General features: G+C 74.8%; 13 protein-coding genes and 1 pseudogene. 13 read left to right on the plus strand and 1 reads right to left on the minus strand.

What is annotated here, in order from left to right:
- Positions 1-80 precede the first annotated feature (80 nt).
- A complete protein-coding gene (locus FGG90_RS09660; RefSeq protein ID WP_094127614.1) occupies positions 81-1778 on the minus strand; it encodes a ribonuclease J in 1698 nt (565 codons plus the stop codon).
- 571 nt (positions 1779-2349) lie between these two features.
- Here FGG90_RS09660 and FGG90_RS09665 point away from each other — a divergent pair.
- The 13 genes and pseudogenes from FGG90_RS09665 to FGG90_RS09730 all read left to right on the plus strand — a co-directional run bounded on the left by FGG90_RS09665 (position 2350) and on the right by FGG90_RS09730 (position 16393).
- On the plus strand, positions 2350-3885 hold the full coding sequence (locus FGG90_RS09665) for a SulP family inorganic anion transporter (RefSeq protein WP_094127611.1): 1536 nt from the start codon (positions 2350-2352) through the stop codon (positions 3883-3885).
- A 171-nt stretch (positions 3886-4056) separates the two neighbouring features.
- Entirely contained in the window at positions 4057-5586 is a 1530-nt protein-coding gene (locus FGG90_RS09670; RefSeq protein WP_094127608.1) for a SulP family inorganic anion transporter, read from the plus strand.
- A 37-nt stretch (positions 5587-5623) separates the two neighbouring features.
- The gene (locus FGG90_RS09675; RefSeq protein ID WP_165771341.1) at positions 5624-5791 is read left to right on the plus strand and encodes a hypothetical protein; all 168 of its coding nucleotides are present in this window, start codon (positions 5624-5626) and stop codon (positions 5789-5791) included.
- Positions 5792-5857: 66 nt separating this feature from the next.
- Positions 5858-7159 carry a Na+/H+ antiporter NhaA gene (gene nhaA, locus FGG90_RS09680; protein WP_094127605.1) on the plus strand — a complete coding sequence of 434 codons (1302 nt, stop codon included), beginning with the start codon at positions 5858-5860 and terminating at the stop codon, positions 7157-7159.
- 43 nt (positions 7160-7202) lie between these two features.
- Positions 7203-7574 carry an ArsR/SmtB family transcription factor gene (locus FGG90_RS09685; protein WP_094127602.1) on the plus strand — a complete coding sequence of 124 codons (372 nt, stop codon included), beginning with the start codon at positions 7203-7205 and terminating at the stop codon, positions 7572-7574.
- A complete protein-coding gene (locus tag FGG90_RS09690) occupies positions 7555-8634 on the plus strand; it encodes a DMT family transporter (protein WP_094127599.1) in 1080 nt (359 codons plus the stop codon). The genes FGG90_RS09685 and FGG90_RS09690 overlap by 20 nt, the downstream gene beginning before the upstream one ends.
- A gap of 70 nt (positions 8635-8704) precedes the next feature.
- Positions 8705-9550 (plus strand): endonuclease/exonuclease/phosphatase family protein, encoded by an 846-nt coding sequence (locus FGG90_RS09695; RefSeq protein ID WP_094127596.1) that lies wholly within the window; start codon positions 8705-8707, stop codon positions 9548-9550.
- Entirely contained in the window at positions 9544-10203 is a 660-nt protein-coding gene (locus FGG90_RS09700; protein WP_094127593.1) for a hypothetical protein, read from the plus strand. The genes FGG90_RS09695 and FGG90_RS09700 overlap by 7 nt, the downstream gene beginning before the upstream one ends.
- Before the next feature lie 217 nt (positions 10204-10420).
- A pseudogene (locus FGG90_RS09705) lies at positions 10421-10864 on the plus strand (D-glycero-alpha-D-manno-heptose-1,7-bisphosphate 7-phosphatase); the annotation flags it as partial.
- 75 nt (positions 10865-10939) lie between these two features.
- On the plus strand, positions 10940-12034 hold the full coding sequence (locus FGG90_RS09710; RefSeq protein WP_237583576.1) for a glycosyltransferase family 9 protein: 1095 nt from the start codon (positions 10940-10942) through the stop codon (positions 12032-12034).
- Positions 12031-13083 (plus strand): glycosyltransferase, encoded by a 1053-nt coding sequence (locus tag FGG90_RS09715; RefSeq protein ID WP_094127587.1) that lies wholly within the window; start codon positions 12031-12033, stop codon positions 13081-13083. The genes FGG90_RS09710 and FGG90_RS09715 overlap by 4 nt, the downstream gene beginning before the upstream one ends.
- Positions 13080-15014 carry a glycosyltransferase gene (locus FGG90_RS16180; RefSeq protein ID WP_094127584.1) on the plus strand — a complete coding sequence of 645 codons (1935 nt, stop codon included), beginning with the start codon at positions 13080-13082 and terminating at the stop codon, positions 15012-15014. The genes FGG90_RS09715 and FGG90_RS16180 overlap by 4 nt, the downstream gene beginning before the upstream one ends.
- On the plus strand, positions 15011-16393 hold the full coding sequence (locus FGG90_RS09730) for a PfkB family carbohydrate kinase (RefSeq protein WP_094127581.1): 1383 nt from the start codon (positions 15011-15013) through the stop codon (positions 16391-16393). Before FGG90_RS16180 ends, FGG90_RS09730 begins: the two co-directional genes overlap by 4 nt.
- Positions 16394-16404: the final 11 nt, after the last annotated feature.

Consider the following 16404-nt stretch of genomic DNA (forward strand, 5'->3'; position numbering starts at 1 on the left):
TCATGAAGCGGCCGGCGGGCGCATGATGCGCTCCGCCGGCCGGGGACGGACCCGCGCGGGGTCCGGTGGTGCGTGTCGAGCTAGTCCGCGTCGACCACCACGGCCGTGATGACCGGCTGGCGACGGTGCTGGCGCTGCAGCCAGCGGGACAGGCCCTCGCTCATCGCGCGCTCGGCGGCCGGGCCGTCGAGGCGGCGGCGACCGGCGGCGGCCTGGAGGGCCTTGGTGACCGCGGCCTCCGCCTCCTTCTTCCAGCCGTCGTGCGCGACGAAGCCGCGCGTGAGGAACTCGGCCGGGTCGAGGAGCTTCTGGCTCGGCTCGTCGAAGATCCCGAGCACGGTGATGTGCCCCTCCTCGGCGAGCGTGCGGCGGTCCTCGAGGGCCTTCTCCGTGGCGACGCCGATGGTGGCGCCGTCGACGAAGACGTAGGGCGCGGGGATCCGGCCGGAGACGGTGGCGCGGCCCTTGACGAGGTCGACGCTCACGCCGTCCTCGATGATGTGGACGTTGCTCTCGGGCACGCCCGTCTTCACCGCGAGCGCGGCGTTGGCGACGAGGTGGCGCCACTCGCCGTGCACCGGCAGGACGCCCTTCGGCTTGACGAGGTTGTAGCAGTAGACGAGCTCGCCGGCGCTGGCGTGGCCGGAGACGTGCACCTTGGCGTTGCCCTTGTGCACGACGTCGGCGCCCCAGCGGATGAGGCCGTTGATCACGCCGTAGATGGCGTTCTCGTTGCCGGGGATGAGCGAGCTGGCCAGGAGGATCGTGTCGCCCTCGCCCACCTCGATGATGTGCTCGCGGCGCGCCATGCGGCTGAGCGCGGCCATCGGCTCGCCCTGCGAGCCGGTGCAGACGAGGACGACCTTGGCGTCGGGCATCTTCTCGAGCTGCTTGAGGTCGACGATGAGCCCCTTCGGCACCTTGAGGTACCCGAGGTCGGCGGCGATCTTCATGTTGCGCACCATCGAGCGGCCGACGAACGCGACCTTGCGGCCGTGCTTGTCGGCGGCGTCGAGCACCTGCTGGATGCGGTGCACGTGACTCGCGAAGCTGGAGACGACGATGCGCTTGGGCGCCTTGCGGAACACCTGCTCGATGGCCGGCGCGATGTCCTGCTCGGCGGTCGTGAAGCCGGGGACCTCCGCGTTGGTGGAGTCGGTGAGGAACAGGTCGACGCCCTCCTCGCCGAGGCGCGCGAACGCGCCCAGGTCGGTGAGGCGGCGGTCGAGCGGGAACTGGTCCATCTTGAAGTCGCCCGTGTGCAGGATCAGGCCGGCCTGCGTGCGGATGGCGACGGCGAGGCCGTCCGGGATGGAGTGGTTCACGGCGATGAACTCGAGGTTGAAGACGCCGGCGTCGATGCGGTCGCCCTCCTTCACCTCGCGCGTGACGGGCTTGATCTTGTGCTCCTCGAGCTTCGCGGTGATGAACGCGAGCGTGAGGCGCGAGCCGATGATCGGGATGTCCGGCCGCTCCTTGAGCAGGTACGGGACGCCGCCGATGTGGTCCTCGTGGCCGTGCGTGAGGACGATGCCCTTGACCTTGTCGAGGCGGCCGCGGAGGGCGCTGAAGTCGGGGAGGATCACGTCGATGCCGGGCTGCGTCTCCTCGGGGAAGAGCACGCCGCAGTCGACGACGAGCAGCTCGCCGTCCTGCTCGAAGATCGTCATGTTGCGGCCGACGTCGCCGAGGCCGCCGAGCGGGGTGATCCGCATGCCGCCGCGGGGCAGGCGCCCGGGCTTGGCGAGGTCGAGGGAGTGCGCGGTGGTGGGAGGCATGGTGCCTTTCTGGTGGTGTCGTGCTGGTGTGTCGTGCAGGTGATGTCAGGGGGCGGGACGCGCGATGCGCGCCACGCGGGTGCTGCCGGATGCGGCGGCGGCGGTGCCGGTGCGTCCGTCTGGTCGTGCGGGTGGTGCCGCACCGGATCGCGGACGACGAGCGCATGCGCCGCACGCGGACCGGCGATGGTGCCGGAGCGGGCGCGGTGGGACGGGAGCGATCGAGGCCCCAGGGCCCGTCTCGCGGTCGTGCGGGTCGGTGCGCGATGCGCCGCGACGAGCGCGTCCCCGGGCCGATCGTGCCGAGCCCGTCGACAGCACTGTACCGCGCCGCCCCGACCGGCGCCCCGACCGGCGCCCCGCGCGAGGGCGGCGAGGTCGTCGCGTCGTGCCCGGATCCGGCCCGGCGTGACAGCAACCCTACCCTCACGTTAGGGTAGGGTTCCGGAGCCCCGCTCCGATCCCCTCCGCTCCCGCTGACGCCCCGCGCGGCAGCCGCAGCACCGCGCGACGACGCGCCCCAGTCCTCATCAGAGCGGGCGCGACGCCCGCGACAGAACGGAGCACCGCCATGCCCACCCGCACCCCGACCCGGACCCCCGCCCCGGTCCGCCACCGACCGCCGTCCGGCCCGACCGTCCTCCAGGCGCTGAAGGACCCGCGCATGCTCAGCCGCGAGGTCCTCGCGGGCCTGGTCGTGGCGCTCGCGCTCATCCCCGAGGCGATCTCGTTCTCGATCATCGCGGGCGTGGATCCGCGCGTCGGCCTCTTCTCCTCGTTCGTGATGGCCGTCTCCATCGCGTTCCTCGGCGGGCGCCCCGCCATGATCACCGCGGCCACGGGCGCCATCGCGCTCGTCATCGCGCCGGTCGCCCGCGACCACGGGCTCGACTACTTCATCGCCACGGTGATCCTCGCGGGCGTCTTCCAGGTGCTCTTCGCCGCGATCGGCGTCGCCAAGCTCATGCGCTTCATCCCGCGGTCGGTGATGGTCGGGTTCGTCAACGCGCTCGCGATCCTCATCTTCACGTCGCAGCTGCCGCAGCTGATCGGCGTGCCGTGGGCGGTGTACCCGCTCGTCGCGGTGGGGCTGCTGATCATCGTGCTCCTGCCCCGGCTCACGAAGGTCGTGCCGGCGCCGCTGGTCGCGATCGTGCTGCTGACCGCCGCGGTGGTCGTGATGGGCATCGGCGTGCCGCGCGTCGGCGACGAGGGCGAGCTGCCCCGCAGCCTGCCGTCGCTGTTCCTCCCCGACGTGCCGCTCACGTTCGAGACGCTCCAGATCATCGCGCCGTACGCGGCCGCGATGGCCGTGGTCGGGATCCTCGAGTCGCTGATGACCGCGAAGCTCGTCGACGACATCACCGACTCCCCGAGCCACAAGACCCGCGAGGCCTGGGGCCAGGGCGCGGCGAACGTGCTCTCCGGGTTCCTCGGCGGGATGGGCGGCTGCGCGATGATCGGCCAGACCCTCATCAACGTGAAGGCCTCGGGCGCGCGCACCCGCATCTCGACCTTCCTCGCCGGCGTCTTCGTGCTGGTGCTCGTGGTCGGCCTCGGCGACGTGGTCGCGATCATCCCGATGGCGGCGCTCGTGGCCGTGATGGTGATCGTCTCCGTGGGCACGTTCGACTGGCACAGCATCCGCCCGTCGACGCTGAGGCGCATGCCGCTCGGCGAGACGGCGGTCATGGTGCTCACGGTCGTGATCGTCGTGGCCACCCACAACCTGGCCATCGGCGTCGTCGCGGGCGTGGTCGTCGCGATGATCGTGTTCGCCCGCCGGGTCGCGCACTTCGCGACCGTCGACCGCCGCGTCAGCGTCGACCCCACCGGGCGCGAGACCGCGCGCTACGAGGTGGAGGGCGAGCTGTTCTTCGCGTCCAGCAACGACCTCACGACGCAGTTCGACTACGCGGGCGACCCGGAGCGCGTGCTCATCGACATGAGCGGATCCCACGTCTGGGACGCCTCGACCGTCGCGGCGCTCGACGCGATCACCAGGAAGTACCGCCAGCACGGCAAGGACGTGGAGATCGTCGGGATGAACGCCGCCTCCACCGCGATGCACACGCGGCTCGCGGGGAACCTCGGCGCTGGGCACTGACCGGCGCGGACCGGTCGCCGACCGGGCGCGGCCGCGGACCCTACCCTCACGTTACGATAGGGACGCGGCCCGACCGATCGTCGACGCCGCCACCCGCCTGCCGCACCGGGACGCCACCGCGTCCGCCTCCGGGCCGCCGGCGCCCTCCCGCCCTCACCTCCCGGAGTCGTCATGCCCGCTTTCCCCGCCCCCGCCGTCCGTACGCCCGCGGCGCGCCACGGCAGCCCGACCGTCCTCGAGGCGCTCCGGAACCCGCGCCTCCTCAGCCGCGAGGTGCTCGCCGGCCTCGTCGTCGCGCTCGCGCTGATCCCCGAGGCCATCTCCTTCTCGATCATCGCCGGGGTGGATCCGCGCGTCGGCCTGTTCTCGTCGTTCGTCATGGCCGTCGCCATCGCGTTCCTCGGCGGCCGGCCCGCCATGATCACCGCGGCCACCGGCGCCGTCGCGCTCGTCGTGGCGCCGCTCGTGCGCGACCACGGCCTCGACTACCTCATCGCCACGGTCATCCTCGGCGGCCTGTTCCAGGTGGTCCTCGGCCTCCTCGGCGTCGCGAAGCTCATGCGCTTCGTGCCCCGCAGCGTGATGGTCGGGTTCGTCAACGCGCTCGCCATCCTCATCTTCTCCGCGCAGATCCCGAACCTCGTCGGCGTCCCGTGGCTCGTGTACCCGCTGGTCGCCGTCGGCATCGTGATCATGGTCGTGATGCCGCGCTTCACGAAGGCCGTGCCCGCGCCGCTCGTCGCGATCGTCGTGGTCACCGTCGCGACGGTCGCCACCGCGCTCGCCGTGCCGACCGTGGGCGACGAGGGCGCCCTGCCCGACAGCCTGCCGACGCTCTTCATCCCGGACGTCCCGCTCACGCTGGAGACGCTGCGGATCATCGCGCCGTACGCGCTCGCCGTCGCGCTGGTCGGCATCCTCGAGTCGCTGATGACCGCCAAGCTCGTCGACGACATCACCGACACCCCGTCGCGCAAGACCCGCGAGACGCTCGGCCAGGGCGGCGCGAACATCCTCTCGGGCCTCTTCGGCGGCATGGGCGGCTGCGCGATGATCGGCCAGACGATGATCAACGTGAAGGCCTCCGGCGCCCGCACCCGCATCTCCACGTTCCTCGCGGGCGTGTTCCTGCTGATCCTCGTGGTGGGCCTCGGCGACGTCGTCGCGATCATCCCGATGGCCGCGCTCGTGGCCGTGATGATCATGGTCTCGGTCGGCACGTTCGACTGGCACAGCATCCGTCCCTCGACCCTCCAGCGGATGCCGATCGGCGAGACGCTCGTCATGGTGCTCACCGTCGTGATCGTCGTGATCACCGACAACCTCGCCATCGGCGTCATCGTGGGCGTCATCGCCGCGATGATCGTGTTCGCCCGCCGCGTCGCCCACTTCGCGACCGTCGAGCGCACGCTCCGCACCGACGACGAGGGCGCGGAGACCGCGCACTACGCCGTGATCGGCGAGCTGTTCTTCGCCTCCAGCAACGACCTCACGACGCAGTTCGACTACGCCGACGACCCCCAGCGCGTGGTCATCGACATGTCCGGCTCGCACGTGTGGGACGCCTCCACGGTCGCGGCGCTCGACGCGATCACCACGAAGTACGAGCGCCACGGCAAGCGCGCGGAGATCACCGGCATGAACGACTCCTCCGCCGCCATGCACGGGCGCCTCGCCGGCAACCTCGGGGCCGGGCACTGACCTGGGCCCGCGCCCACCCGCCGGTTACGCTGGATCCGTGCCCCACCTCCTCGCCGCCGCGACCCGACGCACCCGCGTCGGCCGCCAGGCGTACCCGAACCGGCTGCTGCTGACCAAGCGCACCTCGGGCACGAACGGGTGGATGAGCCTCTGGGGCAGCAACGCGCACGGCGAGATCGCCGGCTGCCCGCCGCCAGCCGCGTAGGCCGCTCCCGTCGATCCGGCGCCGGAGCGGAGACGCCCTGCTCGCGCTCGTCGACGGAAGACGCTCATGACCTCCTCTGCACCCCTGCCCACCCCTCCCCACGCGCCGGCCGCCCCCGGGCGCGGCGCCCGGCTCGCCCGGTTCCTCAGCCGCGACACGACCGGCGGGATCCTCCTGCTGATCGCGACCGTGCTCGCCCTCGTCGTGGCGAACAGCCCGGCCGTCGACCTCTACGAGCGCGTCCGCGGGTTCGAGTTCGGACCCGAGGCGCTGCACCTCCACCTCAGCGTCGGCACGTGGGCCGCCGACGGCCTGCTCGCGATCTTCTTCTTCGTCGTCGGCCTCGAGCTCAAGCAGGAGTTCGTGGCGGGGTCGCTGCGGGATCCGCGCGTCGCGACCCTGCCCATCGCGGCGGCGGTCGGCGGCGTGATCCTGCCCGCGGCGATCTTCACGCTGATCAACCTCGGCGCCGGGCCCGAGGCTCTGCAGGGCTGGGCGATCCCCGCCGCGACCGACATCGCGTTCGCGGTCGCCGTGGTCGCGGTGGTCGGCAAGCGCCTGCCGCCCGCGCTCCGCACCTTCCTCCTCACGCTCGCGGTGGTGGACGACCTGCTCGCGATCACGATCATCGCCGTCTTCTACACGGCGGGCATCGCGTTCGTGCCGCTGCTGCTGGCGCTCGTGCCGCTGGCCGCGTTCGGGATCCTCGTGCGCCGCGGCGTGCGCGCCTGGTACGTGCTCATCCCCCTCGGCGTCGCCGCGTGGGCGCTCGTGCACGCGTCCGGGATCCACGCGACCATCGCCGGCGTCGTGCTCGGGATCCTGGTGCCCGCCGTCGCGACCGCCCGCGCGGGCGTGACGCACCGCGGCGCCGACGGGCACGAGGAGCGGCACGCGCTCACGCACCACTTCGCCGAGCGCTGGTCGCCGGTCTCCTCCGGCGTCGCGGTGCCGGTATTCGCGTTCTTCTCCGCCGGGGTCGCGGTCGGCGGCCTCGACGGGCTGCGGGAGTCGCTGTCCGACAGCGTGGCCATCGGGATCGTCGTGGCGCTCGTCGTGGGCAAGGCCGCGGGGATCACGGGCGCGTCGCTGCTCGTGACGCGCCTGCCCGGCATCCGCCTCGACCCGACCCTCCGCTGGCCGGACGTCATCGGCCTCTCCTTCGTCGCGGGCATCGGCTTCACGGTCTCGCTCCTCGTGGGCGAGCTCGCGTACGGCACCGGCAGCGCGCAGGACGACGTCGTGAAGGTCGGCGTGCTCGTCGGGTCGCTGATCTCGGCGGTCGTCGGCGGCACGATCCTCAGCGTGCGCGGGCGGCGGCTGCCGGCGGAGGCGCGGGGCGACGCGGGCGGGACCCCCGCTCCGTAGATCCCTCCGGTGGCGCTGACGGCGCATGTGCAAGAATCTGCGCATGGATGCAGATAGCAGGTGCGGCCGCCACCCCGACAGCCAGCACGTCGAGCTCGCGGTCGAGGTGTTCGCGATGCTCGCCGACGCCACGCGCGTGCGGATCGTGCTCGCGCTCCGCGACGGCGAGCTGCCCGTCAACGACCTCGCCGAGCGCGTGGGCAAGTCGCCCGCCGCGGTCTCGCAGCACCTCGCGAAGCTGCGGCTGTCGCGCGTCGTCGCGACGAGGCAGGAGGGCACGCGCGTGTTCTACCGGCTCGTCGACGAGCACGCGCGCCAGCTCGTGACCGACGCGATCTTCCAGGCCGAGCACCAGCTCGACGGATCCGGCGCCCACCACCACGAGGAGTCCGCGCGTGCGGACGGCGCTCGCTAGCCGCGGCGTCCAGGCGGCGCTGCTCTCCGCGGTGCTCTTCGGCGCGGGCACACCAGCGGCGAAGCTGCTCCTCGACTCGGTGAGCCCGTGGCTGCTCGCGGGCCTCCTCTACACGGGCTCCGGCATCGGGCTGGGGCTGATCCGGGTGGTCCGCCGGTCACCGCGCGTGCGCCTCGCCCGCGGCGAGCGCCTCCCGCTCGCCGGCGCGATCCTCTTCGGCGGGATCCTCGGCCCCCTGCTCCTGCTCGTCGGCCTCGTGGGCATGCCCGCCTCGGGCGCCTCGCTGCTCCTCAACGCGGAGGGCGTCGCGACGGCCGTGCTCGCCTGGGTGGTGTTCCGCGAGAACGCCGACCGGCGGATCGTGCTCGGCATGCTCGCGATCGTCGCGGGCGCCGTGCTGATCACCGTGCCGCAGGGCGTCGAGCTCGGCAGCCCGTGGCCCGCCCTCGCGATCCTCGGCGCCTGCCTCTCCTGGGGCATCGACAACAACCTCACGCGCAAGGTCGCCCTCGCCGACGCGACGTGGCTCGCCGCCGTGAAGGGCGGCGTCGCCGGACCCGTGAACCTCGCGCTCGCGTTCCTCGTGGGCGCGCAGCTGCCGGCGCCGGGCGCCGTCGCCGCGGCCATGGCCGTCGGGTTCCTCGCCTACGGGGTGAGCCTCGTGCTCTTCATCGTCGCGCTCCGGCACGTGGGCACGGCGCGGGCCGGGGCCTACTACTCGGTCGCGCCGTTCTTCGGGGCGCTCCTCGCGATCGCGCTCGGCGAGCCCGTGACGTGGCCGCTGGTGCTCGCCGGGATCCTCATGGCCGTCGGCATCGTGCTGCACCTCACCGAGCGCCACGAGCACGAGCACACACACGAGGCCGTGACGCACGACCACTGGCACACGCACGACGCGCACCACCAGCACGACCACTGGCACACCCACGACGCGCACCACCAGCACGACCATCCGGAGCCGGTCGCGGCGGGCACGCGGCACCGCCACGAGCACACGCACGAGCCCATCACCCACACGCACGAGCACTACCCGGACAGCCACCACCGGCACGCGCACTGACCGCGTCCGCGCCGGTGACGGTTCCCCGCCAGCCGCGGACGCCGTCGCCGCGCTGGGGGACGATGGAGGCATGATCCCGAGCGCCGACGGCACCCTCACGGACGGGCGGGCGCTGATCGGCCCGGTCGAGGCACCCGCGCTGCACGTGATGACGTACAACATCCGGCGCCTGTTCCGCCGTTATCGCCCGGGCAGCCCCGACCGCTGGGCCGACCGCGAGCCGCTCCTCGCCGAGCTGCTCCAGCGCGAGCAGCCCGCGCTCCTCGGCACGCAGGAGGCCATGCCCACGCAGGGCCGCGCCCTGTCGCACGCGCTCGGCCGGCACTACCGGCGGATCGGGCACGGCCGCAACGCCGACGGCCACGGCGAGGGCTGCCCCACCTTCTACGACACGCGCCGCCTCGAGCTCACGAGCTGGCGGCAGGTCGCCCTCTCGGACACGCCCGCGGTCGCCGGGTCCCGCAGCTGGGGCAACATGGTGCCGCGGATCGCCGTCGTCGCCGACTTCGTCGACCGCGCGACGGGCCTGCCGCTCCGGCACGTGAACACCCACTTCGACCACCTCTCGCGCCGCTCGCGCGAGGAGTCCGCGCGGATGATGCTCGAGATCGTCGCCGAGGCGCAGGTGCCCGCGATCGTCTCGGGCGACACCAACGCGGGCGTCGACACGGAGCCGCACCGGCTGCTGGTCGAGTCGGGCGCGCTGGTGGACGCGTGGGACGGCGCGCGCGAGCGGCTGACGCCCGAGTGGGGCACCTGGTCCAACTACAAGGCACCGAAGCGCACCACACGGCGGATCGACTGGATGCTCGTCACGCCCGACGTCGAGGTGGAGCGGGTCGGCATCAACACGACGCGCGTCGCGGGGCGCGCGCCGAGCGACCACGAGGCGCTGCAGGCGGTGGTGCGGTGCTGACGGACCCCGCCTCGCCCACCCCGCCGGACGCACCGGCCCCGCCCGAGGACGTCGCGGCCTTCGCCGGGCTGGCCGGCCTCACCTTCCTGCAACCGCCGCGCGGGATCACGGCGATCCTCGCCGACGCCGTGCGCGTGATCGGGTTGCTCACGTTCCTCTTCTCCGTGTTCGCGTGGACGGGCGTCACCTCCGCGATGTTCGCGCTCGCGCTGCTCGGGCTCGTGGCGCCGCGGGGCCTCGGGGCGCGGCCCGGGCTGGATCTCGCCATCGGGATCACGACGCTCGTCTCCGCCGCGAGCAACCGGCTGGACCTCTACGAGCGGCTGCCGTGGTGGGACATCCCCGCGCACCTCGTCACGACGGCGGCCCTCGCCGCGCTCGTGATCCTGCTCGCCGACCGCGCCGGCGTGGTGGTCGACCGGCGGCCGCTGCCCCTCGGGTTCCTCAGCCTCACGGTCGGCCTCGCGCTCTCGGCGCTGTGGGAGCTCGGCGAGTGGGCGGGGCAGACCTGGCTCGACCCGGCGATCCTCACGGGCTACGCCGACACGATCGGCGACATGGCGGTCGGCGGGCTGGGCGCGCTGCTCGTCGCGCCGCTCATGCCGATGCTGCTGGCGCGGTCGCGGTGGATCGCGGGGGCGCCCGCGCGCTGATCCGCGGCGCCGCGGTCGGGCCGCACCGATCCGCGGCGCCTCGGCCGTCGGCCCGGCCCACGCCGCGCCGCGCCCCCATCCCCGCGCCCCCGTCCGCGGGCGCTGCTGCTCCTCGCGCGGGGGCGCTGCTCCTGCCCGCGCGGGCCACCCGTGTCCGCCGGAGGAGAAGTGCTCCGGGCGGGGTTTGGGAGGAGGAGCAGTCGGGTACGAGCCGACCATGCGCTCGCCCGGGAACCACCTCGAGGCCGTCCTGTTCGACCGGGACGGCACACTCGTCGTGGACGTGCCGTACAACGGCGACCCGGACCTCGTCACCCTCATGCCCGGCGCCCGCGAGGCCGTCGACGCCGTGCGCGCGGCGGGCCTCCGCGTCGGCATGGTGACCAACCAGTCCGGGATCGCGCGCGGCCTCATCACCCGCGACCAGGCCGACGCCGTCAACGCGCGCGTGCAGGAGCTGCTCGGCGCGTTCGACCTCGTGCTGCTGTGCCCGCACGGATCCGACGACGGCTGCGACTGCCGGAAGCCGCGGCCCGGCATGGTGCTCGAGGCGTGCCGGACGTGGGGCGTGGATCCGTCGACCGTCGCGGTCGTGGGCGACATCGCCGCCGACATGGGCGCCGCCCGGAACGCCGGCGCGCGCGGCGTGCTCGTGCCGACGCCCGTCACGCGCGAGGAGGAGGTGGCCGAGGCGGAGCTGGTGGCCCCGACGATCCTCGACGCGGTGCACCTCCTCATCCACGACCCCGCGCCCCGCCGCGTGCTCGTCGTGCGCCTCGACTCCGTCGGCGACGTGCTCATCTCCGGACCCGCGGTGCGTGCGGTCGCCGCCGACCCGCGCGTCGAGGTGCACCTGCTCTGCGGTCCGCGCGGCGCGTCCGCCGGCCGGCTGCTGCCCGGCGTCCACGCGGTGCACGTGTGGGACTCCCCGTGGATCTCCTCCCCCGCGCCCGCCGCCGACGCCGCGTCCGTCGACGCCCTGCACGCGATCCTCGCCGAGGTCGACGCCGACGAGGCCGTCGTCCTCACGTCCTTCCACCAGTCGCCGCTCCCGCTCGCGCTGCTGCTGCGGCTCGCCGGCGTGCGGCGGATCACGGGCGCCAGCGTCGACTACGCCGGCTCCCTCCTCGACGTGCGCCTCAAGCCCGGCGAGGACCTCGACGAGGACCAGCCCGAGCCCGAGCGCGCCCTCGCGATCGCCGCCGCGGCCGGGCACGCGCTGCCCGCGGACGACGACGGCCGCCTCGCCGTCCTCGAGGCCGAGCTCCCCGCCGACGTCGCGGCGCTCCTCCCCGACGGCCCGTTCGCGCTCGTGCACCCGGGCGCCGCGGTCGGCGCGCGCTCCTACCCGGCCGACCAGCACCGCGACGCCGTGGCGCTGCTCGCCGCGCGCGGGATCCCCGTGGTCGTCACGGGCGGGCCCGACGAGCGGGACCTCACGGCGCACGTGGCCGGATCCGCCGCCCTCGACCTCGGCGGCCGCACCGACCTCGCCGGCCTCGGCGCGCTGATGCGCCGCGCGGCCGTGCTCGTGAGCGGCAACACCGGGCCCGCGCACCTCGCCGCCGCCGTGGGCCTCCCGGTCGTCAGCCTGTTCTCGCCCGTCGTGCCGCCGATCCGCTGGGCGCCGTACCGCGTGCCCGTGATCCTGCTCGGCGACCAGGACGCGCCCTGCAAGCTCAGCCGCGCGCGCGACTGCCCCGTGCCCGGCCATCCGTGCCTCGCCGGCGTCTCGCCCGCGGAGGTCGCGGACGCCGTCGAGCGCCTGCTCGCGACCACCGGCGGCACGGGCGGCACCGGCGCGCGCGCCACCGCGGAGGTGCCCGCATGAGGATCCTGATGTGGCACGTCCACGGCGGCTGGACCGACTCGTTCGTGCGCGGATCCCACGAGATCCTGTTCCCGACGACGCCCGCCCGCGACGCGTGGGGCCTCGGCCGCGGCGGCCGCGACTGGCCGGCGAGCGCTCGCGAGGTGGATCCGTCGTCCCTGCACGACGCCGACGTCGACCTCGTGCTGCTCCAGCGGGTCGCCGAGGTCGAGGAAGCGGAGCGCCTGCTCGGCCGCCGCCTCGGATCCGACGTGCCCGCGGTCTTCCTCGAGCACAACACCCCGCGCGGCGCCCCGACCGAGACCGTCCACGCGCTGGCCGACCGCGACGACATCCCGGTGGTCCACGTCACGCGCTTCAACGCGCTCATGTGGGACACCGGATCCGCGCCCGCCACGGTCGTCGAGCACGGCGTGCCCGACCCCGGCGCGCTGTACACGGGCGCCTCGCGGTCGTTCGGCGCGGTGATCAACGAGCCCGTGCGCCGCGGCCGCATCACCGGCACCGACCTGCTGCCCGCGTTCGCGGAGGTCGCGCCCGTCGAGGTGTTCGGCATGGGGACGGACCTGCTCCCCGGCGCCTTCCCGTCGCTCGGCGCGCGCATCGTCCCGCGCGGCGACCTGCCGACGGCCCGCATGCACCCCGAGCTCGCGCAGCTGCGCGCCTACGTCCACCCCCACCGCTGGACCTCGCTCGGCCTGTCGCTGCTCGAGGCGATGCACATGGCGATGCCGGTGCTCGTGCTCGACGCGACCGAGGCGTCGCGCGCGGTGCCGCCGGACGCGGGCGCGATCTCGTCCGACCCGGCCGACCTCGTGCGCGCCGCCCGCCTGCTGCTCGCGGATCCCGACGAGGCCGCCCGCCGCGGCCGCGTCGCCCGCGAGGCCGCGCTCGCCCGCTACTCGCTCGGCCGGTTCCTCCGCGACATGGACGCCGTGCTGCACGACGCGGTGGACGCCGCCGCCGCACGCCGCTCCCGCCGCGCGCCCGCCGGATCCGGCTCCCCGACTCCCCCGCACCACCCGCTCGACGAGAGGACGACACGATGAGGATCGCGATGATCTCCGAGCACGCCAGCCCGCTGGCCACCCTCGGCGGGGTCGACGCCGGCGGCCAGAACGTGCACGTCGCGGCGCTGTCCGCGGCGCTCGCCGACGAGGGCCACACCGTCACCGTCTACACGCGCCGCGACGACGAGGCGCTGCCCGCCCGCGTCGCCTTCGCGCCCGGCGTGGAGGTCGTGCACCTCGACGCCGGACCCGCGCGCGCCGTCCCCAAGGACGAGCTGCTGCCGCACATGGGCGAGCTCGCCGACGGGCTGCTCGCCGACTGGCGCACCAACCGGCCTGACGTGGTGCACAGCCACTTCTGGATGTCCGGGGTCGCGGCCCTCGACGCGGCCGCGCGCCTCGCGTCGTCGCCCGTCGGCGCCGCATCCGCCCCGCCCGTGCTGCACACCTTCCACGCGCTCGGATCCGTGAAGCGCCGCCACCTCGGCGCCGAGGACACGAGCCCCGCCGAGCGCACGCACCTCGAGCCCGGCGTCGGCCGCCGCGCCGATGCCGTGATCGCCACCTGCTCCGACGAGGCCGCCGAGCTCGTGCGCGCCGGCGTCGACGCGGCCCGCATCACCGTGATCCCGTGCGGCGTCGACATCGGGCACTTCACGCCCCGCGCCGACGACGCCGCGGGCGACGACCACGCCCTCATGCGCGTCATGGTCGTCGGCCGCCTGGTGCCGCGCAAGGGCGTCGACCTCGCCATCACGGCCCTCGGGATCCTCGCCGACCGCGGCCACCGGGACGTCGAGCTCGTGATCGTCGGCGGATCCGGCGACGCCGCGAGCGCCACCGAGGACGCCGAGGCCCGCCGCCTGATGGACGCCGCCCGCGCCGCCGGCGTCGCCGACCGCGTGCGCCTGCACGGCCGCGTCTCCCAGGCCGACATGCCCGCCGTGATGCGCACCGCCGACGTCGTCGTGTGCGCGCCCTGGTACGAGCCGTTCGGCATCGTGCCGCTCGAGGCGATGGCCTCCGGCGTGCCCGTCGTCGCCTCGGCCGTGGGCGGGCTCACCGACAGCGTCGTGGACGGCGTGACCGGGATCCTCGTCCCGCCGCGCGACCCCGCCGCCATCGCGGACGCGCTCGGGGAGCTGCGCGCCGACCCCGCCCGCCGCCGCGCGCTCGGCCGCGCCGGACGCGACCGCATGGAGCACGGCTACTCCTGGGCGACCGTCGCCGCCCGCACCGCGGACGCGTACCGCGCCATGATCCAGGACGCCGCTGTCGACGAGCTCCCCGCCGACCCGACCGTGGTCGACGCCCACCTCGACGCGCTCGCCCCCGTCCTCCAGGCGCTCCGCGCGCACGCACCGCGCCTCACCGCGTGGGGCAGCGAGATGGCCGACCGCCTCAGCCACGGCGCGCGCCTCATCGCGGCCGGCAACGGCGGATCCGCGGCCGAGGCCCAGCACCTCACGAGCGAGCTGGTGGGCCGGTTCGACGGCGACCGCCGCCCGTTCTCCGCGATCGCGCTGCACGCGGAGTCGTCGGCCGTCACCGCGATCGGCAACGACTACGGCTTCGACGAGGTGTTCGCCCGGCAGGTGCACGCGCACGCGCGATCCGGCGACATCGTGGTGCTGCTCTCCACGAGCGGCCGCAGCGTCAACCTGCTGAAGGCCGCGGCCGCCGCGCGCGCCGCGGGAGCGACGACCTGGGCGATGACGGGCCCGGGCCCCAATCCGCTCGTGGAGGCGTGCGACGAGTCCCTCGCGCTCGACGGCCCGTCGGCCAACGTGCAGGAGGCGCAGCTCGTCGCCGTGCACGCGATCTGCCGCTCGTTCGAGAGCCGCCTGAAGGCGAACGACCGGGCCGCCGCGCGCGCCTCGGCCGCCGCGGACGCCGCCCCGGCCGCACCCGCCGCCGTCACCAGCGCCGCTCCCGCTCCCGCGCCCGCCGCCGCGGAGGTGTCGGCATGAGGATCGTCGTGGTCGGCGACGTGCTGCTCGACGTCGACATGACCGGCGCCGCGCACCGGCTCAGCCCGGACGCGCCCGTGCCCGTCATCGAGGTCGAGGAGTCGCTGCCGCGGGCCGGCGGCGCGGGCCTCGTCGCCACGATGCTCGCGCGCGACGGCCACGACGTGCGCCTCGTCACCGTGCTCTCCGACGACCCCCGCGCCGCGACGCTGCGCGCCTGCCTCGACCGGATCGAGGTGGTCGCCGGCCCGTCCGGCGCGCCGACGCCCGTGAAGACCCGCGTCCGCGCCGACGGCCACGCCATCGCCCGCATCGACGAGGGCTGCGCGCCGCCGCCCACGCCGGAGGCGACCGACGCGATGCTCGACGCGATCGCCACCGCCGACGCCATCGTCGTGGCCGACTACGGCCGCGGCGTCACGCGCGACCCGCGCCTCCGCGCCGCCCTCGACACGCGCGCCGCCGAGGTGCCGCTCGTGTGGGATCCGCACCCTGCGGGCGAGCCGCCCGTCCCGAACACCGCGCTCGCCACCCCGAACCTCGCGGAGGCGCGCGCGTTCTCCGGCATCGCCGGGCGCGACGTGTCCGCGGCCGCCGACGCCGCCCGGATCCTGCAGGAGCGCTGGGGCGTCGGCACGGTCGCCGTGACCATGAGCGAGCGCGGCGCGCTGCTCGTGTCGGCGCCCGCGTCGGGCGCGGCCGGCGCATCCATGCCCGTCGTCGTCCCTGCCCCGCTCGTCGCGACCGGTGACCCGTGCGGCGCCGGCGACCGCCTGGCGGCCACGGCCCTCGCGGCGCTGGCCGGCGGATCCGCGGTGGAGGACGCCGTGCGCGACGCCGTCGCCTCGGCCGCCGAGTACGTGGACGCGGGCGGCGTCGCGACCCTCGTGGGCCCGCCCGCCGCGCGCCCCATCGGCGGCCACGCGGCGAGCGCCCTCCAGGTCGTGCGCGCGACCCGCGCCGCCGGCGGCACCGTCGTCGCGACCGGCGGATGCTTCGACCTCGTGCACGCCGGCCACGCCCGCACGCTGGCCGCGGCCCGCGCGCTCGGCGACTGCCTGGTCGTGCTCCTCAACTCGGACGACTCGGTGCGCCGCCTCAAGGGACCCGAGCGCCCGATCATGACCGAGGAGGACCGCGTCGACCTCCTCATGTCGCTCGGCGTGGTGGACGCGGTCGTGCTCTTCTCGGAGGACACCCCCGAGGAGGCGCTCCGCTCCCTCCAGCCCGACCTCTGGGTCAAGGGCGGCGACTACCGCGCCGAGGACCTCCCCGAGTCGGCGGTCATCGCCGAGTGGGGCGGCCAGGCCGTGACCGTCCCGTACCACCCCGGCCGCTCGACCACGAAGCTCGCGGGCGCGCTCGCCCGCGTCGGCTGAGCCCTGCTCCG

This window comes from Clavibacter michiganensis subsp. tessellarius, assembly GCF_021922985.1.
In the GTDB taxonomy this organism is placed as follows: domain Bacteria; phylum Actinomycetota; class Actinomycetes; order Actinomycetales; family Microbacteriaceae; genus Clavibacter; species Clavibacter tessellarius.